Here is a 22,700-nt window from a genome sequence, read left to right on the forward strand (position 1 = left end):
TTCAGTACATTTTCAATACGGTTGACTACCGCTCATTATTTATTAGCCTATTTATTAATGATTATTGTATTGTAGTAAAACTCAATTATTATGAACAAAGGTCAAAAACTATTAAGGATAGGCCATCGGGTCAAATTAGTGTCTATCCTTACAATTTTGTGCTGTCTATTCCATTTCAGCCAGGCACAAAACACTGTTGTATCTAAAAATGTACACATAGATATTTCTGATGACGGTGATGGCATAAGTAAAATCAGGCAATCTAATGGCAGAAACAGCTTTAATATTGAATACAAAGGCACCATTACTATTACCGATGATGATGCTGACATTAAGAGCATAAGCCCCGGAGGATATTTAGAAATCAGCAAAACCACTTTTGGCAGTAAGCGAACTATTCAAATAGAAAGCACTTCCTATGGTTTGAAAAAAGAATATTATGAAGGACGAAAGGAAATGCCTTTTATTCCTAACGGTAAAAATTGGCTAGCCGAAATACTGCCTGAAGTGATTCGCTCTACGGGTATAGGTGTAGAAAGCAGGGTTAACAGGTTTTACAAAAACGGAGGCGTAAATGCCGTGCTTTCTGAAATGGATAAAATGGAAAGCAACTATGTGAAATCTATCTATGCCCGTGCTTTATTAGAAAAGAATGGTTTAAAAGATAGTGAGTTAGTGAAAATCGCTGAATCACTTTCTTCTGATATCAACTCCGATTATTATCTGGCTGAGGTTTTACGAAAAAATTCTCATGTGTACTTGCTAAATCCTGGTACTGAGGAAGCTTACTTTAATGCCATAAAGCATATTGGCAGTGATTATTACTCTACTGTAGTTTTAAAAGAAGCCTTGAAGGATAATCAAAAATCGTCGGCTACAGTATTAAAAATAATGGATGCCAGTAAAAATATCGGTTCTGATTATTACCAGATGACGGTGCTCAATGAGCTATTAGATGACAACCTTGATGAAGAGTCCATTACTGCCATTGTTAATTCTTCTAAAAACATTCATTCGGATTATTATCAAACGCAATTGCTAAGCAAGGCCCTCAAAAAATCTAATATATCTGAAGAATCCCGTAATATAGTAATTGATGCTATGGCTGATGTAAATTCAGATTATTATATGGCCTCAGTCTTTATCAATTTATTGGATGAAAAACAAAATGAGGCTACTAACCTGAAGATCATTTCTTTATTAGAAAATAAAATGTCCTCTGATTATTATGCTTCTAACGTACTCAGCAAAATGCTCAAAACACAGTATTTATCTGATAAAGGCATAGAAGCCATTGCTAAAGCCACCAGCAATTTAGGGTCATCTAACTATGCCAGTAGCGTTATCAAAACAGCTTCAAGACAAAATATCAATAAAAAATCATTACTGATAATGCTTGATACTGCAGGCAATATAGGCTCAAGTTTTTATGCTTCTGAAGCCCTATCTGCTTTGGCTCCTGTAGTTAAAAAATTAAATGACAGAGAGGCCTTTGATGCTTACCGAGCAGCAGCCAAAAACATTAACTCAGATACTTATTACGGCAAAGCCATGCGTGCTATTGATTAATACTGCATCTGCAATTACACACTCAAAATAAATAACAACGCGCTATCTGAGTTTCAATTTAACCTTGCTTTTGGTTAGATTGGCCTTGTGATAGCCAGCAAAACTCATATTATAACTCCAGCGTTTATGCGCAAATTCTGGCTACGTATAGTTGTAAGTATCTGTATAGGCATACTGTATTTCTTATACCTTTTTTATAGTGAAGAGGCTTATCTCCCATCTATTTTACAGAACTTTCCTCATGTAATTATCAGTATTGCTATTGCTATCAGTATCGGCCTTAGCCTTTACTTTTCTGATAAACAACTGAACAAGCTCCTTCCCTGGAAGGAAAATCTGCCTGCTCGCTTTATTGTGGGGCTGGTAGCAAATATCCTCATCACTATTAGTTTAATAGCCATACTGGGAGGATTATACTATGGCTTTATTAATGAAAGTTTCTCTGTTGAATGGTTGTGGCTGCAACATCAGGAGCCTATTATAAAACTACTGATCATTACGGTAATAGCGGTATTGCTCTATTCACTCATTTACTTTGCTCTGTACTCTTATAATCAATATGCGGTAGCTCAGCTCTCTGACATGCAAGAACAGCGGAAGCACCTGAAACTACAGCTAGAAGCACTTAAAAGTCAGCTCAGCCCACATTATTTATTTAATAGTCTCAACACTATTTCATCTCTAATTTTTAAAGATGCCGATTTAGCTGAAGACTTCATCCGGCGATTGGCACTTACTTATCAGTATATTTTAGATAATAACAAACGACAATTTGTAACACTTGATGAAGAGGTCGAGTTTGTGAAATCATATAACTATCTGCTCAAAGTACGCTTTGAAAATCACCTCCATTTAGAAATTAATCTACCGAAGAATATAATGAGCAGTGCTATCCCTCCACTGACGCTTCAGATGCTGGTAGAAAATGCAGTGAAGCATAATCTCATCAATAAAAATAATCCATTGTACATCTATATTTCAGCTATTGATAACACGAACATAAGCATCTGCAATACAAAAACAGTTACTCCCAGCCATGTCAAATCTTTTAAGGTAGGCCTTAAAAACATCAAACAACGCTACAGATTATTTACTTCAGCGCCTATTAAAGTAACGGACAGCGCTAAATTTACGGTGACTCTTCCTGTACTAAAAGGCATCGAATTATGAAAAAGCTATTTATTCATAAGGCTCTTTTTAGGATTCTCATCCCTCCTTTTTATGGTATAGTGGTGTATTTAATGATACTTCTGATCAACAATAACGTGAGCCAGATCAGCGAAATTTTTACTGGTCAGGAAGTATATGTGTGCATTGGGCTTACCTATATATTATCAGAGACACTACGACTCACAGTGCTGATTCTTAATCGATTTCACTCACCAGAGATTGATAGCAAAAGAATCTGGACACAAACGTTACTAGGCATCGTTGCCAGTATTATAGTTATCTCTATTTCCATATCGGCCTATTTCGAATTTATCATTAAATTCAGCATTGCGGAAACACAACTCATCATATTTAACTGTATTTATGCTGCCACCAGCCTTATTTATAACCTATTGTTTTTTAGTAATGATTTTCTTCACCGCCAAAACCAGAACAAAATAAAAGAGGAGCAATTATTAACAGAAACCATAGAGGCTGAACTGTCTAAATTTCAAAACGAGGTAAACCCAGACCTGCTTTATGATTCACTAGAAACGCTCATCACCCTGGTGCATAAAAATGCTGATGAAGCAGAAGATTACATTGACAGACTCTCGCTGGTATATCGTTATATTTTGGGATACAGAAAAAAGGAGCTTTCTACCTTAAATGAAGAACTGAGGGCGGCGAACAATATAGTTCACTTGCTTAATTTCAAATACAATAATTGCATTACTTTTAGAAGTCATATATCAGCCTCTTCCGGCGCCATGCCTATGGTACCCGGTGTGCTACCCGGGCTAGTGGAAACCATTATTAGGAATAGTCTCATCAATGCTTTCAAACCGCTATTCATAGAGCTGGAAACCGAACATGCCGATGGATATTTCATCTTACAACACAAGCTAAATGAAAAGCTTTTAATCACTAGTACGCACAAAAGCATTTTCAAACAAGTACAAAATGCCTATGGATTTTATAGTGAAAAACCAGTAGTACAGGTGAAAGCTTATGATATGAATTACATAAAAATCCCTATACTTGAAATATTAGATGAGAAAAAGCAATCTGAATATGAAAGTATTGATTATTGAAGATGAAGTACCAGCGGCTGAAAAGCTCGAAAGATACCTTTTAAGGTATGATTCTGAGATTGAGGTAATGGATAAGCTTACTTCGGTGCAAGAATCTGTACAATGGCTGCAAAATCACCAAGGTAAAATTGACCTCATTTTCATGGATATCCAGCTTACTGATGGAAAAAGCTTTGAAATTTTCGAATCCGTAAAAGTAGAGAAGCCTATTATCTTTATCACTGCCTTTGATGAGTATGCCATAGAGGCCTTTCAGGTAAACAGCATTGCTTATTTACTCAAACCTATCATTTTCTCAGACCTGGAGGCCGCTCTCAATAAGCTGGAGAACTTAAGGAACAATTTATCTCAAAACAGTTTTGATATTAATAAAGCCTTACAAAATCTTCACAAAGACCAGTATAAAACGCGCTTTATGGTAAAGCTGGGAGAACATATCAAGTCCATCACTACTGATAGTATTGAGCTTTTTTATGCGGAGGGCCGCACGGTTTACCTTATTAATGATCAGGAAAGAAAGTTTATAATTGATTATAAACTAGAAGAGCTGGAAGAAATGCTAGATCCTCAGACTTTTTATAGGGCCAACCGCTCATTTATTATCAACATCAATGCCATTGAAGATGTAGTAGTGTACTCTAACAGCAGGCTTCTCGTATCTCCACGTATTCATTTTGATAAAGAAATAATAGTGAGTCGCGATAAAGTGAATGCTTTTAAAAATTGGTTTAACGGCTTATAAAAAAAGCCTGTCAGGGTTTCCCCAACAGGCTTTTTGCTCAGTGCTTTTGTCTTTTATTTCACTTCTATCACAAAACCATAATTATATGATTTAGGAGCCAATGAGTATTTGTCCCACGGTCTCGCTCCCCAACTATCGTCTCCACCTACTCCTGTTTGACCATAATCTATGTTTAGCTCTACAAGATCTTTAGGCTCTATATCAGTATAATGTCTTTGTTTTTTATGCATGCCCGCATCATAATCTTCCGTAAGGTTATGACGTGCGCTAAAGCTAAATTCAGGCTTTCCTACAAAAGTGAGGCCTTTATCACTATCATTAGTCAATGTTAACCATCTGGTATCTGTTCTATATCCATTCTCCTGAGGTCTGATATAGTCAAACTTAAGGTCTGCTACTGGCATGCTATACTTACCTACCATGGCAGAAGATTTTCTATCCCAATAGTTTTCATGTGATCCTCTTCCATACCACTCTGCCTGATTATACTGCTTAGGTAATATCATAGTTACCCCGAAGCGTGGAAGCTCAGGCATATCGGTATCTTTATAATCAAAAGCTACATTTACTTCCACTCTGCCATCTCCATAGATATGATAAAGAATGGTTCCTGTAGATTTTAGTCCTTCGAAAGAAAAATGCTGAGCTACCTGAGCAGAAGTTTTGGTTTTCTCTACTACTTCCACAGAAGTGACTTTTTGATGATAAGTAGCATCTTTCCATACTTTACACCTCTCAGGCATGCCATTACCAAAATCATTATCAGTAGGAGCTCTCCAGAAATTAAAAGATAAAGGCTCTTTTAAATATTCACCTTCAGCAGATTTAAAAGTCACCAAATCTCCGCTGGTTTTATCAAATATCAGTTCCAACTTATCACTAGTTAAAGTAATGTCCGTTTTGCTACTCTTAGTTTTTAACTTTACTTCAGATTCTTTTTCTATTTCAGCTGCTGTATTTTGCAATAAAACCTGATCTGCTGCAAGCAAATATCCTTTTTCAACTAACTCTGTACTCTCTTTTTGACGAACATAAAAGTTAATAAAATACTCACTACCCTGCATTAAATCACCTGTAGGAATATCTAATGAAATGGTCTTACGCTCTTGAGGAGCCAAACTAAAGCTTTTCAATACTTGTTTCTTCTCCACTTCTCCATCTTTCAAAAGCTCCCAGCTTACTTCCAACTCTTCCAGATTGGTAAAGAAGTTCTCATTGTACACTTCCAATTTACCTTCTTTAGTACTGGTAAAATGAACATTCTGATATACATGCTTCACTTCCTCTAAGGCAGGGTGAGGGCTACGATCAGGATTAACAAGCCCGTTTAGGCAGAAATTACCATCATTATGAGCATTTTCAGGCTCAAAATCACCCCCATAAGCCCAGTACTCTTCACCATCTTCTACTTTTTTAAGTAGACCTTGATCCACCCAGTCCCAAATAAAACCTCCTTGTATCTGCCTGTGCTTGCGTACAAGTTCCCACAGATCCGTAAGGTTTCCGTTGCTATTTCCCATAGCATGAGAGTACTCACACCAGATGAAAGGACGATCAGGATATTTACCCAAATACCCTTTCTCAATATTCCAGGTACGTGCATACATCCAAGGAATAATATCAGTATGAGGTTCCTTGAAACTCTTACCTCTTTCGGCTCTTTCATAATGAACTACCCTGGATTTATCCCTATTTTTTATCCACTCATATCCTTGTAAAAATGCGGGTCCATCTCCTGCTTCATTACCCATAGACCAAATGATAACTGAAGGGTGGTTTTTATCCCTCTCTACCATTCTTCTCATTCTGTCTAAATGAACCTCTAAAAACTCTTTCTTATTAGCTGGAGTTTTATCTTCATCATAACCATAACCATGGGTTTCAATGTTCGCTTCATCAATCACATAAATACCATATTGATCACACAGCTTATACCACATAGGGTCATTAGGGTAATGAGAGGTACGCACTGCATTGATGTTATTCTGTTTAAAAAGCTGAATATCTTTAAGCATTAGCTCTTTAGACACTACGTGACCATACTTTTCATCGTGCTCATGGCGGTTAACACCTTTAAACAAAACGGGCTGACCATTAACCAATAGCTGCCCCTCTTTGATCTGAATATCTCTGAAACCGATGGGCGTGTTTACTGACTGAGTAACCACTCCTTTGCTGTCTTTAAGGTTAATAACCAGATGATACAGATGAGGCTTCTCTGCTGACCAGCTTAAAACATTTTTAACTGCAAGCTCTAAGTCTACCTCGGCTTTCTTATCAACGCTGATTTTCTTACTAACCCTGCCTATTTCCTTTTTATCTGCGTCATAGAGAGCTATTTCTACTTCATGATTTTTTGCTTTTTTAGACTGCTTGTTTATCAATTCAATGTCTACCGTAAGCTTGCCGTCTTTATAATCATTTTCCAGAGCAGGATGAGCAAAAAAGTCTCTTATTCTGGTCTTTGGAGCAGATACTAAATATACATCTCTTTCAATACCACTCAATCTCCAGAAATCCTGATCTTCCAGGTAACTACCGTCACTCCATCGGTATACTTCTACAGCAAGCGTGTTTTCTCCCTTTTGGAGGAATGAAGTAATATCAAATTCCGCAGGCGTTTTACTACCCTCACTATAACCAACCTTTTCTCCATTTACCCAGCAATAAAAAGCCGAGTTTACACCGGAAAAATGAAGTAAAACTACGCTTTCTCCCCAAGAAGAAGGTATTGAGAAAGTAGTTTTGTATGACCCCACAGGATTAAATTCTGCAGGTATATAAGGGGCATTTTTTGGCCATGGATACTCTGCATTAGTATACTGTGGATACCCGTAATCATACATTTGCCAGTCGGCAGGTACAGGTAGTTCTTTCCAAGCAGCTACATCATAGTCTTCTTTATAAAAATCAATTGGCCTTTCACTAGGGTTCTTAGCCCAGTGAAATTTCCAATCTCCATTTAGTGATTGATAGTTAGATGACCTTTCTTCAGATAAGGCCTTTTCTTCTGAAGAATACGGAATAAAGGTGGCATGTGGACTCTCTGTGCCTACAGTGATAATTGATAAATCTTGCCATTCTTCATCTTGAGCAAAAGAGTGGACTACACACCCCACAATGCAAGACAAGACTAGTAAAAGGGTAAAACACGGTTTAAGCATATTGAAAATTTTTAAATTTCTATAAAATAGCAGTTACAGTTTACCAAAAATGCTTGATTTATTGCAAGAAAACAATAAACGTATAAATTACATTTTTAAAATATGCTTCACCTCAAGTAATAAATGTACCTGCAAAAGTCTATCTCTAAATTCATTGAAATCGCCCTCATTAAAGATAAAATAGATATCTTCATGGCAGGTGTAAACGGTCACGTATTGCTCTCCATTAGGAAATTTAACCGAGCTGTTGGCAAAATGCAGCATTTCGATGTAGTCTATAAAATGGAAAAATTCTTGGGTATTAAAGCTGACGAAGAAATTATTGTAGAGCAGTGTCACCTTTCCACAGCCGCGGCACTTAGTAATGTGCATATTATGCTCGGTCATCAAAATATCATTCTTACAAAACATATCTCTTTACTTTTCTGGTTGAGTTTTATTCATTTTTGATCGTGCCAGCCCTTTTAAATACGGACACTCCGTTTGCTTTATAATTTTAGCTATGGTTAAAACAGAGGGTAGTTCTCTGCTTAACTCTTCCATCAATGTTTTTAGCAAGTTGTCGTATTCTTCGGCTTTCATGATCTTTCATTATTTAGAATAATTCTAAATAATGCAAAGTTGAGATAGTTGATTCTTATAAACAATCGCTAATAGTAGGTATTCTTTATGGTCACAAGTAGCTACAAGGGGTAAGTTAGCGTAGCTATTCTTCGAGTGCGAGATTGGCTCGGTAAAATTAATGGGGCCTCACAGGTCAAGCTGAGGCAATAGAAAGCTCGCACCGTAATTATGGAAGTGTGATTTAGCTATTAAGGTAATTCATTGTAGCCTCCATTGTGCCAATCAAAGACAAAGTCACTCTACGCTATGCGTAGAGTGACTTTGGTTATGTTTCATCTTTCAATAATTTAAACTCCTGCTTCTAACGATGCTTCTATCAACTTTTCGGGAGTAATTGGCAAGTCTCTCATTCTCTTTCCTGTAGCATTAAAAATGGCATTAGCTATAGAAGCTGCAACACTGGTAATCCCCAGTTCACCTATTCCTTTCACTCCTATTTCATTCGCTATCTTATCTTCTTCGGGCAAAAAGACAACATCTATATTGGCCAAATCTAAATTTACTGGCACATGGTAGTCTGCCAAACTACGAGTAATAAAATTACCATGATGAGGTTCCACCTGAGTTTGCTCAGCTATAACCATACCTGCTCCCATGGTAAGACCACCTATAATTTGGCTATAAGCAGTTTTAGGATTTAGGATTTTACCGGCAGACCCCACATTCACCATTCTTTTAATACGATACATACCTGTATCCTTATCTACCCATACTTCGGCAAAATTGGCTCCGAAAGAAAAAACAGAGTGATTTTCATACTCCTCAGAAGGCTCTGCGGTACCTACTACTTTATATGACGTCACCTTGCTACTCTTCATCAGGTCCTCCAGTGCTACTTCATCCTCCTCGGCCACTCCTGCATTTTGTTTCAACTTAGAAAAGAGGTTTTTACAGGCCACTCTTACTCCGTTAGCATAAGAAGCAGCTCCCCAAGAACCACCGGAACCCGGCGTTACCGGAAAGTCCGAATCTCCTAGCTCTACATTGATGTTCTTCACGGGTATACCCAAATATTCGGCAGCAGTTTGCGCTACAATAGTATAGCTACCAGTACCTATATCGGTGCCATCCATTTGGATAGTAGCATACACTTCTCCATTTCTCATATCAGCAATTACCCGAGCGCTTGTCTTCCTGTAGGGAGCCCTACGTGAAGCAGCACTTACGCCATAGCCTACCAGCCAGTTACCATTTTGATTAGCTCTGGGCTGCATTTTTCTTTCGCTCCAGCCAAACTTATCGGCACCTATCCGAAGGCATTCTACTAACAAGCGGGAAGAAAAAGGTTTGTCTGCTCCCAGATCTCTTTGTGTATCATTTTTAATTCTAAACTCTACAGGATCCATTTTAAGCTTCCAAGCCATTTCGTCCATGGCGCTTTCCAGGGCAAAACTACCCGTAGCCTCGCCTGGTGCTCGCATAGAGTTCGGTACCTGTAAATTCAGCGGTATCAAACGATGGGTTACTGCATTGTTAGGTGTTTTATAAAGCATTTTTGATACATTGCCACACGCCTCATAATACATTTGATCAGTAGCACAATGCGAAGTAGTATGATGAGCCAGCGCCTGTAACTCTCCCTTTTTATTAGCTCCTAAACGCATTTTTTGTTCATCAAACTGCCTCATACCCGTGTTGGTAAACATCTGCTGGCGAGTAACGGTAATCTGTACAGGCCTGCCTATCATTTTAGAAGCCATCGTTGCCATAATCAAATGCTTATGCACATTAAGCTTGGAGCCAAACCCTCCTCCAAGATAAGCAGCAATTATCTGCACATTATCTTCAGAGATCATAAAAGTATCTGCTATGGCTGTTTTTGCATCATTCAATATCTGTTGGCTGGCATAAGTTTTCACCTTTCCATTTTCCCAGGATACTATGGCAGCGTGCAACTCCATAGGGTGTTGGTGCTCTATAGGCGTAGTATAAGTAGCTTCCAGCGTTACATCTGATGATTGCATACCAGCATCTACATCTCCTCTCGAGTAATCTGCCTGATCATCTGGTTTAAAAGCTTTACTTCTGTTTTTATCTAAATCAATATCAGGTTTATCTTCTTCATAAGTAACTTTTACTAGCCTACAAGCATACTGAGCCTGCTCAAAGGTTTCTGCTACTACACACGCCACATATTGTCCATAATAATGTATCTCAGGGCTTTGTAACACAGGGGCTACAGAAGTGAGCGTAAAGGCCGGTCTTTTTTCATCCGATTCCTTCAGTTTTTCAGCATTTTTATATGTAATAACCTTTATTACGCCTTTTTGCTTTTCTGCCTCCGTAACATCTATCGATGTTATTTTACCCTTAGCAATAGTACTGGTTACTCCCTGGGCATATACTACATTTTCTACCGGAAATTCAGAGGCGTACTTAGCCATTCCAGTTACCTTTAAACGACCATCTATACGATCAATAGCTTTCCCTATAGATGAGGTTTCTAATGTTTTCATAATACTGTTATTTAAAAGATTTTGGAATGGAAATTATACTTTTCGGTTATATGCCTGATTCAATGCTCTCACAATGGCCTTTTCTCCCATGGGCACTTTAAAGCCATTTTCTGCAAGAGGCTTAGCATCTTCCATGGCTATGGTAGCAGCACGCTGAAAGTTCTCTTCTGAAGGGCTTTTCCCTTTTAGAAATTGCTCTGCTTTAGTGAGCTTCCACGGTTTATGAGCCACACCTCCCATGGCCAGTCCGGCAGAAGCTATGATCCCATTTTTGATTTGTAAACCAGCAGCCACTGATAGCAGGGCAAAAGCATAACTAGATCGTTCTCTAATCTTTAAATAATAGTAATGATCGGCATAAATAGATTGAGGCAAATGAATGGCTGTAATCAGCTCGCCTTTATCGAGATTGGTGTCCTTTTCTGGTTGGGCTCCGGGTAAGCGATGAAAATCTTCAAAAGGCATCATTTTAGTTTTTCCATTGATTTGCAATACTTCCACCTCAGCATTTAGCGCGGCCAGCGCCACGCACATATCAGAAGGATGCACCGCTACACAGCTATCACTATAACCAAAAATGGCATGTTTGGCATTCATCCCTTTTTTTGCACCGCAACCAGAGCCCGGCTCTCTTTTGTTGCACGGCATAGAGGTTTCATAAAAATACGGACACCGAGTTCTTTGTAATAAATTACCTCCATTGGTAGCCATATTCCTGATCTGCGCTGTAGCAGCAGATAACATGGCCATAGTTAACAAAGGATATTTTTGACGAATCACAGGGTGATTAGCCGTATCAGAGTTGCTTACTACAGCACCTAAAGTAAGGCCTCCTTTTTTATTTTCCTTTATAGAATTATATTCAAGATCTGCTATTTCTATTAAATGATCTGGCTGCTCCACATCCTCCTTCATGAGGTCTACCAGGTTGGTTCCTCCTCCCAGGTATTTAGCTCTTTCATGTTGCTCTGCTGCCTGTAATGCCTGCTCTCCGGTGGTAGCATTTATATATTTAAATGGTCTCATAGTATGATTAGTTAGTCGTTAAAATTTTCAACTCATCACGCATAGCACTTATGAGCGAGAGGCTTTCTTCATTTGTTCTTCAGTGGCAAATTCCCACGTAGGCATCTCATCATCACCACTATGCACCTCTTTAAAGGCTTGCACTATGTTGTTGTAAGCACCGCATCTGCAGATATTCCCAGACATACGCTCCCTGATTTCCTCTTCAGAAAGCTTCAAATCTTTGTTTATCTTTTTAAAATCATCCGTCACATAGCTGGCTTCCCCTTGCTTAGCTTCCTCCAGTAAGGCTACCGATGAGCATATCTGCCCAGGAGTACAGTAACCACATTGAAAACCATCGTGCTTTAAAAAAGCTTCTTGCATAGGGTGTAGTTTTCCATTGACGGCAAGTCCTTCAATAGTGGTAATCTGCTTGTCTTTACAAGTAGCTGCCAGTGTAAGGCAAGAAAGCTTACGTTTACCATCTATTATTACCGTGCAAGCACCACACTGTCCGTGGTCACAACCTTTTTTGGTTCCGGTAAAACCCAGGTTTTCACGCAGGGCATCCAGTAAAGTAGTTCTTGAGTCTAGCGTTAATGGCTTTACAGAATCATTAACATGAAGATTTACTTTTATTTCATTCATAAAAGCTATCACCTTCTGCTGATTTTCTTTAGCCATAATCTCGGATGAGAAATAAGGAGCAGCCCATACACTCAGGCTAGCAGCAGACACTCGCTTCAAAAAGCCGCGCCGTGTACTACCAGAAAGGCCCAGATCAGACAATATATTCTCTTCGTCCTCACTGAGATTATCCGCATCCACCTTGTTTTTCCAATTTTCTAAGTCATTCATGGTGATGAGTTTAAGTTTGAATTATTAACTTAGAAATAACAGAAAAAATCAGCTATTTGTTATTTTGGGGAGTTTTTGCTACGTTTCTACAACTTAACAAAGAGAAAATAAGACTAGATAAAAAAGATAAAAACAACTATGGATACTTTAACGTGATTAAATAGATTCTGAAACCAGATTAAAATAAGTATCCTTAACAAAGCCAAGACAAAGGGCCATCTCTGCCTTAGCTCTCTTGCATAACAAATTACTCTACAATAAAACGTTTGACGTTTTCTTTGCCGGTAGCATCTATTATTTTCAGGAAATAGGTGCCAGGTGTTAAACCTTTTAAATTTATGATGGCTCCGCCCCCACTATTCTCTATGCTCGGACCTTCTATTTTCAATCCATCTTCTGATAAGATGCTGATTTCACTATTAAGCGCCGGTTTACCAAATTGAACATACAACTCATCGGTATTCACAGGGTTGGGGTATATATTTAAGTCGTCTTCAGAAACTTTTTACTTTCTAGTTGACTATAATATATGCACCTCTCACCAAGACTACCTCCAAAAATCTTATTATAGCAATGGGTTCGATGTGTTTTATAATTCCCGAGAAATGAAAACAGTCCATCATATCTTATCTCTTAATTAATAAGAATTAGGTCACAATACTCCTAAAGGTCAGGTTAATTCTTGGCCTTTTTATTTTTTTGGTGGGCGGCAGCCTGTGTAGCCAATGGGTTTGAGTGGTGCCGGTCATCTCCAGCAGGCTACCATGAGCTAACACCAACTCCACTTTCTCTTTGGTTTGCTTATGCTTAAAGGCGAATTTCCTTTCTGCTCCCAGACTTAGCGAACCTATTGATCCATTCTTTTTCAAGTCCAGTTCGCCATCACTATGCCAGGCCATGCTCTCTTCTCCTGTATGATATAAGTTGAGGAGACAAGAGTTATATGTCTCTCCAGTTTCCTTTTCCACTATTGCTTTGAGCAACTTTAACTCCTCCGTCCACGGTAATGCCTTTTTAGTAGTGTTAGAATAAGTATATTCAAAAGGTTCATCTCCATACCAGGCTACTTTGCGCTTGGTGATAAACGTTTTGCCATACATCTTCGCCTCATCGTTACGCCACTCTATCGTATCCATCAACACATCGAAATAGTGGTCTGCTTGCTTTTGAGATAACACAAACCCAAAATAATGTACTGTGCCACCGTAAGGCAGCCAATTAGTGGTTTTATCTGGTTGAGGGTTAAAGAGATCCATGCTTCCAAAGTTCGTAAAATTCTTTCATACAATGTGCACATGGCCTATAACCTTGTTCTTCAGCTTCAGTTTTAGATATGAAGAATACTCTGTTTTTTTCCATCATCCGTTTGCCTGACTTACATTGGAGTGTGCCATATATTTTCAATTTTCTATTTCCAGCCAACTGAATTTTATTTGACTTGATGAGTTTAAATATTTGTGCTTTTGATATGGAGGAGTGGTTTATCATAGATTAATGTTCTGCAATTCTTAAGGGTCTTTCATTTTTGGCTTGATCCAAAATGAAAAAAAGAACAAGACTGTTTAATATAAAAAACTAAGAACCAGCATCGTGAAAAATCACCCCCATAGCATACCTCTCTCCAGATTCTACTTCACTTACTCCGTGCTTCATAGTTACTCTATAATAACCCCTTGCTCCTTTTACAGGTCGGAAGTTGGTAGTAAAAATCACTAAATCACCTTTGTTAGGTTTCAATACTATGGGTTTAGATTGTGCCCTGGGCACTTGTTCTGTCATTACAAACTCGCCACCGGTAAAATCTTGTCCTCTTTCACTCAGCACCACAAGGGTTTGGATGGGAAAGTAAACATCTCCATATAAATCTTGGTGCAGCGTATTATATCCGCCTTCTCCATATTTTAAAATCAAAGGAGTTGGTTTCAGCTGACCTTTTTCATGACATGCTTTTTGTAAGAGCTCGTAACTATGCGGAAACTCCTGGTCAATGTTTAACACTTTCATCCAGGCATTGGCAATGGGCACTAAATAAGGGTATATATTCCGTCGAATACTGTCTATCAGATCCGGTAGAGGATATTTGAAATATTTATATTCCCCTCTGCCAAATCGATACCTTTCCATGGGTACCACTTTCCTATAAATTGCTGGCTCTGGATAGAGCGCTTTCAAGTCATCGCATTCTTGCATCGATAGAAAGCTAGGTAAAATAGCATATCCTTTCATATGCATCTCTGAAGCTACAGACTGCCAGTTTACCGCTCTCACTTTTGAATGTATGCTTTCCATTACTCTGCTACCTTCACTCCTTCCCAACCGATGATGGCGGCTTTTCTGGTTGGTCCCCACATGTAGCCTCCAAACACTCCTGAGGATTGTATCACTCTGTGGCAAGGGATCAAGAAGGCCACCGGATTGCTTCCAATTGCGGTCCCCACTGCTCGAGAGGCTTTAGGATTTCCTATTTGCTCAGCAATGCGCCCATAGGTCGATAATTTCCCCATTGGGATTTTTAGTAGACTTTCCCATACTTTTAATTGAAAATCAGTTCCTTTTAAGTGTAACTTCACTTTAGACAGCTGGCTCCAGTCTTTTTGAAAAATGAACAAAGCATTTTGCTGTATCAGATCCAGCTTTTTAGTCAAACCGGCATTCGGAAATTTAGCCTGTAGCTCTATCAGAGCAGTCTTTTCATCTTCATGGAAAGTCATATGACAGATACCCTTGTGTGTAGAGGCCACTAAAAGATTTCCAAACGGACATTCTGCCCAGCTATAATTAATACTTAGATTCTTACCTCCATTTTTATACTCTGCCGGGCTCATGCCTTCGATATTGATAAATAAATCATGCAGCCTACTGGTACTGGAAAGCCCTGTTTCGAACGTCGCATCAAACAAAGTGGCTCCCTCTCCTTGTTTCAAGATACCTTTAGCATGCTCCAGGCTGATGTATTGCAAAAATTTCTTAGGACTGGTGCCTGCCCATTCGGTAAAAAGGCGCTGAAAGTGCGAAGGGCTTAAATGCACCTTGTCGGCCACCTCATTCAGATCGGGTTGCTCCTTAAAATGAGTCCGTAGATACTCTATAGCAGTGGCTATTCTGTTGAAGCTTAAGTTTTCCTGCGTCTCCATGGTTTATAAAATTTATATTACAAAAATCGGCGGATATGAGCAGCAATAAAATCCGAAACTTGCGAAGTTAGCTATGCACATGGTACTAAAAACGAGGAAAACATAAATCCTGACACTTGGCATATAGACTTGCTCAAAGTATCAAGGCCTAATGTATATGAGCTTAATCTGGACTTGTTTTATGATTATAGAAATAACGTGAAATTATACCCTGAATGGCAGCGGTACATGAGAGAACTCCAACCTGCTGTGCTGGTAGTGTGGGGTAAAAACGATGAATATTTCCCTGAAAGCGGCGCCAATGCTTTTTAGAGGGACATCAAAAACATAGATTATAACATCTATGACACCGGACATTTTGCCTTAGAAGAATGTGGCGAAGAAATTATTGAAAAGATCAGAAGCTTTATGAAAGCGTTGCCTTCATAAAATGAAAATAGTCCTTATTTAGAGTTATAAAAGAGTTGTATCAAAAGTTATCTTAAGCCAGATTGAAGAATCAAAAGTCTCCTAAAATTTAATTAGAAGCCTATTTCAAGTACCTCAATTTGAAAACCAATAGCCATAGGCACATTTGATACACTCTCTTTTACACATTTATTAACATTAGTCTTAGCAAAAAACTATCTTCCTATCCCTTATCTACCATCTGAGCCATTTTCTCACTATACCTGGCTCCGGTATCAGGATATTTTTTTAATAAATCTTCAATTTTATTCAAGTCATCAGGAGTAAGTTCCACCTCCACACTTCCTGCATTTTCTTCTAAATATTTACGTTTTTTTGTGCCAGGAATAGGGATAATATTATCTCCCTGATGTAGCACCCAGGCTATAGCCAGCTGTGCCGGTGTACAAAGTTTCTCCTGCGCCATCGCCGCAAATTCCCTAGCCAGGTTTTGATTATTCTCAGCATATTCCTCCTGATAGCGAGGTAGCTGCTTACGAAAATCATTATCCTTCAGCTCAGCGACATTAAGTGTATTAGTTACCAAACCTCTCGCTAACGGACTGAAAGGCACAAAGGTGATATTCAATTCCTTACACAGAGGCAATATTTCATTTTCCACCTCTCTGGTAAGTAAAGAATACTCACTTTGCAAGGCCGAAATAGGATGCACTGCATGAGCTTTTCTAATAGAAGTAGCGGAAGCTTCTGAGAGTCCTAAATATTTGACTTTCCCTTCTTTTACCAGCTCCGCCATAGCTCCTACTGTTTCTTCAATAGGTACTTTCGGGTCTACCCTATGAGCATAATACAAATCAATTACTTCTGTATTTAACCTTTTTAAGCTTGCCTCCACCGCTTCTTTAACATGCTTGGGTGAGCCATCAAAATTATTGTACATGCCCTCACCCGGAACAAACCCAAACTTAGTAGCCAGAAATATATTATCTCTATGCCCATTAAGCACTTCAGAAATCAACTTCTCATTTTCTCCATTGCCATAAATATCCGCCGTATCCCAGAAGTTAATGCCTAATTCAATAGCCCTTTTTAAAGTAGCAATAGATTCGGCATCATTACGCTCACCATAAGCATGGCTCATCCCCATACAGCCCAGCCCTATGGCTGACAACTTCACGCCTGTATTTCCTAATTCTCTTTGTTTCATAATTGAATATTATTTAAGAGAAAGGTGTATCAAAGTTGATGATTCTTATTGCATCTAGTCTTCCTGTGTCTCCTTTAGACTCTTTCTATAATAGTTATTGCGAGGCACAATGCCTCCTTTAACCTTGTTAGAAAAAACTTTTGATACACCTTTTAAACTCACTTAGATAAAGCCTCAAACTCACTATCTGTCAATTCTATCTCCGCGGCTTTAATATTTTCTTCCAAATGCTCAAGAGACTTGGTACCGGGAATTAACAGAATATTTTCTGCTCTTTTCATTAACCAGGCCAATGCAATCTGAGCAGTGGTAGCATCATACTTCTTGGCTATGCTTTCTATTTTTTCCTGCATCTTATCAGGCCCCGAAGCTAGCGGAAACCATGGAATAAATGCTAACCCGTTTTCGGTAGTATAATCCAATACCTCTTCCCACTCTCTATCTCCCAAGTTATATCTGTTTTGTACCGAAACGATTGGTAAAAGATCCTGTACTTCCTTGATTTGATCTACCGTTACTTCAGAAATTCCAACGTATTTGATCTTTCCGTCTTCAACCGCTTTAATTACAGGCTCCAAGGTTTCTCTCACAGGCACCTTAGAGTCTATTCTGTGCAGCTGCCACAGATCTATTTGGTCTACCTGAAGCCTTTCCAAGCTGCCTTCAATACCTTTTCTAATATGATCAGGGTCTCCATTAGGCACCCATTCATCCGGCCCTGGTCTTTCTAAACCAGACTTGGTAGCTATCACCAATCCATCCTTATATGGATGCAAGGCGTCTGCTACGAGCTTTTCATTTGTATAAGGGCCATATGAGTCGGCGGTATCGATAAAATTCACCCCTAGCTCTACGGCTCTTTGTAATACTTTCAGGCCATTTTCTCTATCAGGAACTTCTCCCCAAACACCTTTACCAGTAAGCTGCATACCACCGAAGCCTAATCTATTTACCTCGAGATCGCCAATTTTATATGTTAAGTTTAATTTTTCTGTTACCATTACAATAGTATTTTGGTTAATTGATATAATTATAATGCTCAAAAAGGCCATTTAGTTAATCTAATAAGCATTATTTTTTGATGATTTTAATCTAGGGTCACTACCACTTTACCTCTAGTATGGCCTGTTTCTATTTGTAAATGCGCATCTCCTAATTGCTCAAATGAGTAGGTTTTGGAAACATGTGCCTTCACCTTGCCTGAAGCTAGTAAATCGGCCAATTTATCCATATCCTCTCCATTAGACTGTACCAGATAGCCCATGCCTTTAACTCCTTTCTCTTTTGCTATGGCTGCAGCCTCATCATTGAATCCCAGGTTACTCACCAGTGTGCCTCCTTTCTTAATCACCTCAAGAGATCTTTTGATATGATCACCACCTACTATTTCTATTACCAAGTCTACATCAGATACCACTTCTTCAAAATCCTGAGCATTATAATCTATATGCTGATCGGCTCCCAGCTCCAACACAAAATCTTTATTTCTGGCTGAAGAAGTAGCTATCACATGAGCTCCCATGCTTTTGGCTATTTGCACCGCATAATGTCCCACACCACCGGATGCCGCATGGACCAAGACTTTTTGACCAGCTTGTAAATCAGCCTGATGTACCAGGTCCTGATAAGCCGTTAAAGCGGCCAGAGTAGAGGCAGCGGCCTCTTCAAAAGAAATGTTCTCTGGCTTTAAGGCCAGATGATCTGCAGGAGAAGCTACATATTCTGCATAAGCCTTACCGTGCCCCAAAAAGTTGACCATACCGAATACGGCATCTCCTTTCTTAAATTTGGTAACATCGGCTCCTACTTCTTCTACCGTACCGGCTACATCCCAACCTAAAATGATCGGATCTTCGTTTTCCAGCTCTCCATAAAAGGCTTTCCCCTGTCTGGTCTTCACATCTACCGGATTGATGCTTAATGCCTTTACCTTAATAAGCACTTCACCTCTCTGAATAGATGGTTTTTCAATATCTTTAATCTTTAACTCCTCAATTCCTCCACCTTTTTCTATTACTATTGCTTTCATATTTTCTATTTAATTTTACTAATACAACAAATATATACCATATAAAAAGCATAATACTGGTATATGTTTTCGTATTTTCTGTATTTTTATGTCATGCAAAAGCAAAGTCTTCATCAGCCTTATGAAATAGAATATGTAACCATGGAAGAGAGCTCTGCTGTGGGACATAAAAACACCTTTTTTGAATTAGTATATGTGTTATCTGGTTCTGGCAAACAGTGCATCAACAACAGCAAATTCAAGTATTTTGAAAATCATATGTTTCTCATCACCCCTAATGATTGTCATCAATTTGAAATAGAAAAGCCTACGACCTTCTTCTTTCTCCGCTTTAATGACATTTACATTCAATCCTCTGGTTTACAAGCCAGTAACATCGAAAAAATAGAATTTATGCTTCAAAATGCCGGCAAACAGCCCGGCTGTATATTAAGAAACCAAACCGACAAGCTGTTGGTAAGACCAATGGTTGAGGCCTTAGTTCGTGAATATATGAATCAGGATTTGTATAATACGGAGCTTACTCAGCAGATGATCAATACCCTAATAGTGGTAGTGACACGAAATATTGCCAAATTCTTACCTGATAACATTACTGAATACAGCGAAGAAAAAATACTGGACATACTCCATTACATTCAACAAAATATTTATGAACCTGAAAAAATAAGGGCTAAAACGATTAGTGGAGTATTCGGCATATCTGAGTCTTATCTGGGTAGGTATTTTAAAAAACACACCTCGGAAACCATGCAGCAGTACATTAACCACTATAGACTGAAACTTATAGAGCACAGGCTGAGGCATAGTAACCTTAGGATCAATGAAATAGCCTTTAGCATGGGATTTACTGATGAGAGTCATCTGAATAAATTCTTTAGAAAGAACAGAGGTATGAGTCCGGTGGCATTTAGGAAGGAAATGAGAGAGGTAGTGGTTTAAGCTAGAAAACAGAAGCTTGTATTGGAATAAATCAGCGCTTACAAATACGAAGTAAGTGAGAAAATGCTAAAATACACATCAGTGCTCCTCATAAATAGGTGAAAACGTGTACCAACTGAGGCATTTCAATATGACTTGAATCAGTCCGATCGTCTACCCTTCGACGCGGCTCAGGCTGACTCGGTAGTGGTTCATCTTGCTGTACCGTCGTGAGGTTAAATAATATTGAAAAATAGGCTTTTCTCAAGTCCTTAGTGGCAGTTTATGGCTATGAAATATTTCAGTGAGCGGAAGACCTCCGAGCAAGAAAGATTTTTTTGTTACTTTTTTGATCGATTGCAAAAAAGAAAAGGACCTTAGCTATGGAAAAAAAAACTAGATAGTCCCAGTTGACTGCTATTTGACCAGGCTACCTTAAAAGAATGGATTGATATATCCTTTCGAACTAGTGATAAGTCATTCTTCTTGGTGCGGTTGAAATAAATGTTAGGCCTCGGGCAGACTCGGCTGAAGTGAATTCGAGATTGCTTCACTACACTCCGTTACGTTCGCAATAACCAGTTGTTTTGATCATCATCTCAATGCACCTTCACCTCTTTTGCAGCCCCTCTGGGATAACGGATATCTTCCACCATATCTTGAATCTCATCCGGTGGAGCAGGGGTAAAAGCGGATATAACCATAGAAACCACAAAGTTAATGACCATCCCTACTGCTCCTATTCCTTCCGGAGATACGCCGAGCCACCAGTGATCGGCAGCATCAGCACCACTAAATATGAATTTAAAATAAATGATGTAAGACATGGTGAATAACAAGCCTATCACCATTCCCGCTATTGCTCCTTCCTTATTCATTCTTTTATAAAAAATACCCAACACTATAGCAGGGAAGAAAGATGCCGCCGCCAAGCCAAAAGCAAAAGCTACCACCTGAGCTACAAAACCGGGAGGGTTTATACCAAAATAGCCAGCCACTATCACCGCTGCACCTGCAGCCATGCGCGCCCACATCAGCTCCTTGCCCTCAGAAATATTGGGAGCCAATTGTTTCTTAATCAAGTCATGAGAAACTGCAGTAGAAATAACCAGCAAGAGCCCTGCAGCTGTAGACAGGGCTGCTGCCAAGCCGCCGGCAGCCACCAAGGCAATTACCCAATTGGGCAACTGCGCTATTTCGGGGTTAGCCAGCACCATAATATCACGATCTATCTGCAATTCGTTATAGGCAGCATCTCCCACATACTGAATTTTGCCATCATTATTTTTATCTTCATAGGTGATCAAACCTGTACTTTCCCATTTTGAAAACCATTCTGGCATAGTATCATAAGGTTTATTACTCACTGTATCGATGAGATTGGTTCTGGCAAAAGCAGCAATGGCTGGTGCTGTAGTATACAAAATAGCTATGAATATAAGTGCATAACCGGCAGAGGTACGAGCATCTTTCACCCTGGGAACGGTAAAGAATCGAACTATCACATGAGGTAGTCCTGCGGTGCCAATCATAAGAGCAGCGGTAATACAAAAAACGTCAAAAACATCTTTTGACCCACTGGTATAAGCAGCAAAACCGAGCTCCTGATGCAAGCCATCGAGCTTATCTAAAAGAAAAGATCCATCTTTCAGGGTACCCACAAAGCCCAGCTGCGGCAGCAAGGTATCCGTGAGCTGCAAGGCGATGAAAATAGCGGGTACCATATAGGCAAAGATCAACACACAAAACTGAGCTACCTGTGTATAGGTAATCCCTTTCATGCCTCCAAGCACAGCATAAAAGAATACGATAAACATCCCAATGATCACTCCCCACTCTACAGGTACTTCCAAAAAACGAGAAAATACAACACCCACGCCGCGCATCTGACCTGCTACGTAGGTAAAGGAGATGAAAATAGCGCAAACTACTGCTACCGTTCGGGCGGTATTAGAATAGTACCGATCTCCAATAAAATCAGGAACGGTAAATTTGCCAAACTTGCGTAAATAGGGTGCCAGCAAAAGTGCCAATAATACATACCCGCCGGTCCAACCCATGAGGTAGACAGAACCATCGTACCCCATAAATGAGATAATGCCGGCCATTGAAATAAAAGAGGCCGCTGACATCCAATCAGCCGCTGTAGCCATGCCGTTGGCCAGCGGGTGAACACCACCACCGGCTACATAAAAATCTTTAGTAGATGAGGCACGAGACCACACCGCAATACCTATATATAAAGCAAAGGAAAGTCCTACAATGATGTAGGTCCAGATTTGAACATCCATGAGTTGATTTGGTTTAGGATAAGTAAAGGTTTAACAGAAGGAAAGG

General features: G+C 39.2%; 21 protein-coding genes. 6 read left to right on the forward strand and 15 right to left on the reverse strand.

Features of this window, described 5'->3' with window-relative positions; genetic code table 11:
* Positions 1–90: 90 nt before the first annotated feature.
* The 4 genes from JL102_RS05140 to JL102_RS05155 all read left to right on the forward strand — a co-directional run bounded on the left by JL102_RS05140 (position 91) and on the right by JL102_RS05155 (position 4,554).
* A complete protein-coding gene (locus JL102_RS05140; RefSeq protein WP_202243172.1) occupies positions 91–1,569 on the forward strand; it encodes a hypothetical protein in 1,479 nt (492 codons plus the stop codon).
* Between the two features lie 126 nt (positions 1,570–1,695).
* Complete coding sequence (locus tag JL102_RS05145; RefSeq protein WP_202243173.1) at positions 1,696–2,739, forward strand: sensor histidine kinase; 1,044 nt, start codon at positions 1,696–1,698, stop codon at positions 2,737–2,739.
* Positions 2,736–3,812: a histidine kinase gene (locus JL102_RS05150; RefSeq protein WP_202243174.1), complete on the forward strand. Its 1,077-nt coding sequence runs from the start codon at positions 2,736–2,738 to the stop codon at positions 3,810–3,812. Before JL102_RS05145 ends, JL102_RS05150 begins: the two co-directional genes overlap by 4 nt.
* Positions 3,793–4,554, forward strand: coding sequence for a LytR/AlgR family response regulator transcription factor (locus JL102_RS05155; protein ID WP_202243175.1), 762 nt, complete (start codon positions 3,793–3,795; stop codon positions 4,552–4,554). The genes JL102_RS05150 and JL102_RS05155 overlap by 20 nt, the downstream gene beginning before the upstream one ends.
* A 53-nt stretch (positions 4,555–4,607) precedes the next feature.
* Here JL102_RS05155 and JL102_RS05160 read toward each other — a convergent pair whose 3' ends face one another.
* From JL102_RS05160 to JL102_RS05210, 11 genes are all read right to left on the reverse strand, one after another.
* Positions 4,608–7,718, reverse strand: coding sequence for a glycoside hydrolase family 2 TIM barrel-domain containing protein (locus tag JL102_RS05160; protein ID WP_202243176.1), 3,111 nt, complete (start codon positions 7,716–7,718; stop codon positions 4,608–4,610).
* 87 nt (positions 7,719–7,805) lie between these two features.
* The gene (locus JL102_RS05165; RefSeq protein WP_317191617.1) at positions 7,806–8,129 is read right to left on the reverse strand and encodes a DUF6686 family protein; all 324 of its coding nucleotides are present in this window, start codon (positions 8,127–8,129) and stop codon (positions 7,806–7,808) included.
* A gap of 6 nt (positions 8,130–8,135) precedes the next feature.
* Positions 8,136–8,300 carry a hypothetical protein gene (locus JL102_RS05170; RefSeq protein ID WP_202243178.1) on the reverse strand — a complete coding sequence of 55 codons (165 nt, stop codon included), beginning with the start codon at positions 8,298–8,300 and terminating at the stop codon, positions 8,136–8,138.
* Between the two features lie 329 nt (positions 8,301–8,629).
* Positions 8,630–10,798, reverse strand: a complete 2,169-nt coding sequence (locus JL102_RS05175) for a xanthine dehydrogenase family protein molybdopterin-binding subunit (RefSeq protein WP_202243179.1) — start codon at positions 10,796–10,798, stop codon at positions 8,630–8,632.
* Positions 10,799–10,831: 33 nt separating this feature from the next.
* Positions 10,832–11,824: an FAD binding domain-containing protein gene (locus JL102_RS05180; protein ID WP_202243180.1), complete on the reverse strand. Its 993-nt coding sequence runs from the start codon at positions 11,822–11,824 to the stop codon at positions 10,832–10,834.
* A gap of 48 nt (positions 11,825–11,872) precedes the next feature.
* Positions 11,873–12,664 (reverse strand): 2Fe-2S iron-sulfur cluster-binding protein, encoded by a 792-nt coding sequence (locus JL102_RS05185; protein WP_202243181.1) that lies wholly within the window; start codon positions 12,662–12,664, stop codon positions 11,873–11,875.
* Between the two features lie 247 nt (positions 12,665–12,911).
* On the reverse strand, positions 12,912–13,145 hold the full coding sequence (locus JL102_RS05190) for a T9SS type A sorting domain-containing protein (RefSeq protein WP_317191620.1): 234 nt from the start codon (positions 13,143–13,145) through the stop codon (positions 12,912–12,914).
* A gap of 166 nt (positions 13,146–13,311) precedes the next feature.
* Positions 13,312–13,920, reverse strand: coding sequence for an alpha-ketoglutarate-dependent dioxygenase AlkB family protein (locus JL102_RS05195; protein ID WP_202243183.1), 609 nt, complete (start codon positions 13,918–13,920; stop codon positions 13,312–13,314).
* Complete coding sequence (locus tag JL102_RS23750) at positions 13,907–14,152, reverse strand: Ada metal-binding domain-containing protein (protein ID WP_202243184.1); 246 nt, start codon at positions 14,150–14,152, stop codon at positions 13,907–13,909. The genes JL102_RS05195 and JL102_RS23750 overlap by 14 nt, the downstream gene beginning before the upstream one ends.
* Before the next feature lie 87 nt (positions 14,153–14,239).
* A complete protein-coding gene (locus JL102_RS05205) occupies positions 14,240–14,953 on the reverse strand; it encodes a 2OG-Fe(II) oxygenase (RefSeq protein ID WP_202243185.1) in 714 nt (237 codons plus the stop codon).
* Complete coding sequence (locus tag JL102_RS05210; protein ID WP_202243186.1) at positions 14,953–15,798, reverse strand: methylated-DNA--[protein]-cysteine S-methyltransferase; 846 nt, start codon at positions 15,796–15,798, stop codon at positions 14,953–14,955. The genes JL102_RS05205 and JL102_RS05210 overlap by 1 nt, the downstream gene beginning before the upstream one ends.
* 129 nt (positions 15,799–15,927) lie before the next feature.
* On the opposite strand from JL102_RS05210, the gene JL102_RS05215 reads away from it, so the two are divergent.
* On the forward strand, positions 15,928–16,110 hold the full coding sequence (locus tag JL102_RS05215) for a hypothetical protein (RefSeq protein WP_202243187.1): 183 nt from the start codon (positions 15,928–15,930) through the stop codon (positions 16,108–16,110).
* 319 nt (positions 16,111–16,429) lie between these two features.
* Here JL102_RS05215 and JL102_RS05220 read toward each other — a convergent pair whose 3' ends face one another.
* From JL102_RS05220 to JL102_RS05230, 3 genes are all read right to left on the reverse strand, one after another.
* Entirely contained in the window at positions 16,430–17,413 is a 984-nt protein-coding gene (locus tag JL102_RS05220; RefSeq protein WP_202243188.1) for an aldo/keto reductase, read from the reverse strand.
* Between the two features lie 158 nt (positions 17,414–17,571).
* Positions 17,572–18,414 (reverse strand): aldo/keto reductase, encoded by an 843-nt coding sequence (locus tag JL102_RS05225; RefSeq protein WP_202243189.1) that lies wholly within the window; start codon positions 18,412–18,414, stop codon positions 17,572–17,574.
* Between the two features lie 86 nt (positions 18,415–18,500).
* Positions 18,501–19,442, reverse strand: a complete 942-nt coding sequence (locus JL102_RS05230) for an NADP-dependent oxidoreductase (protein ID WP_202243190.1) — start codon at positions 19,440–19,442, stop codon at positions 18,501–18,503.
* A 93-nt stretch (positions 19,443–19,535) separates the two neighbouring features.
* Between JL102_RS05230 and JL102_RS05235 the strand changes: the two genes are divergently transcribed.
* Positions 19,536–20,384: an AraC family transcriptional regulator gene (locus JL102_RS05235; RefSeq protein ID WP_202243191.1), complete on the forward strand. Its 849-nt coding sequence runs from the start codon at positions 19,536–19,538 to the stop codon at positions 20,382–20,384.
* A gap of 578 nt (positions 20,385–20,962) precedes the next feature.
* Here the strand turns inward: JL102_RS05235 and JL102_RS05240 are convergent.
* The gene (locus JL102_RS05240; RefSeq protein WP_202243192.1) at positions 20,963–22,654 is read right to left on the reverse strand and encodes a sodium:solute symporter family protein; all 1,692 of its coding nucleotides are present in this window, start codon (positions 22,652–22,654) and stop codon (positions 20,963–20,965) included.
* Between the last annotated feature and the right edge of the window lie 46 nt (positions 22,655–22,700).

This window comes from Fulvivirga sediminis, assembly GCF_016757215.1.
Taxonomy (GTDB): domain Bacteria; phylum Bacteroidota; class Bacteroidia; order Cytophagales; family Cyclobacteriaceae; genus Fulvivirga; species Fulvivirga sediminis.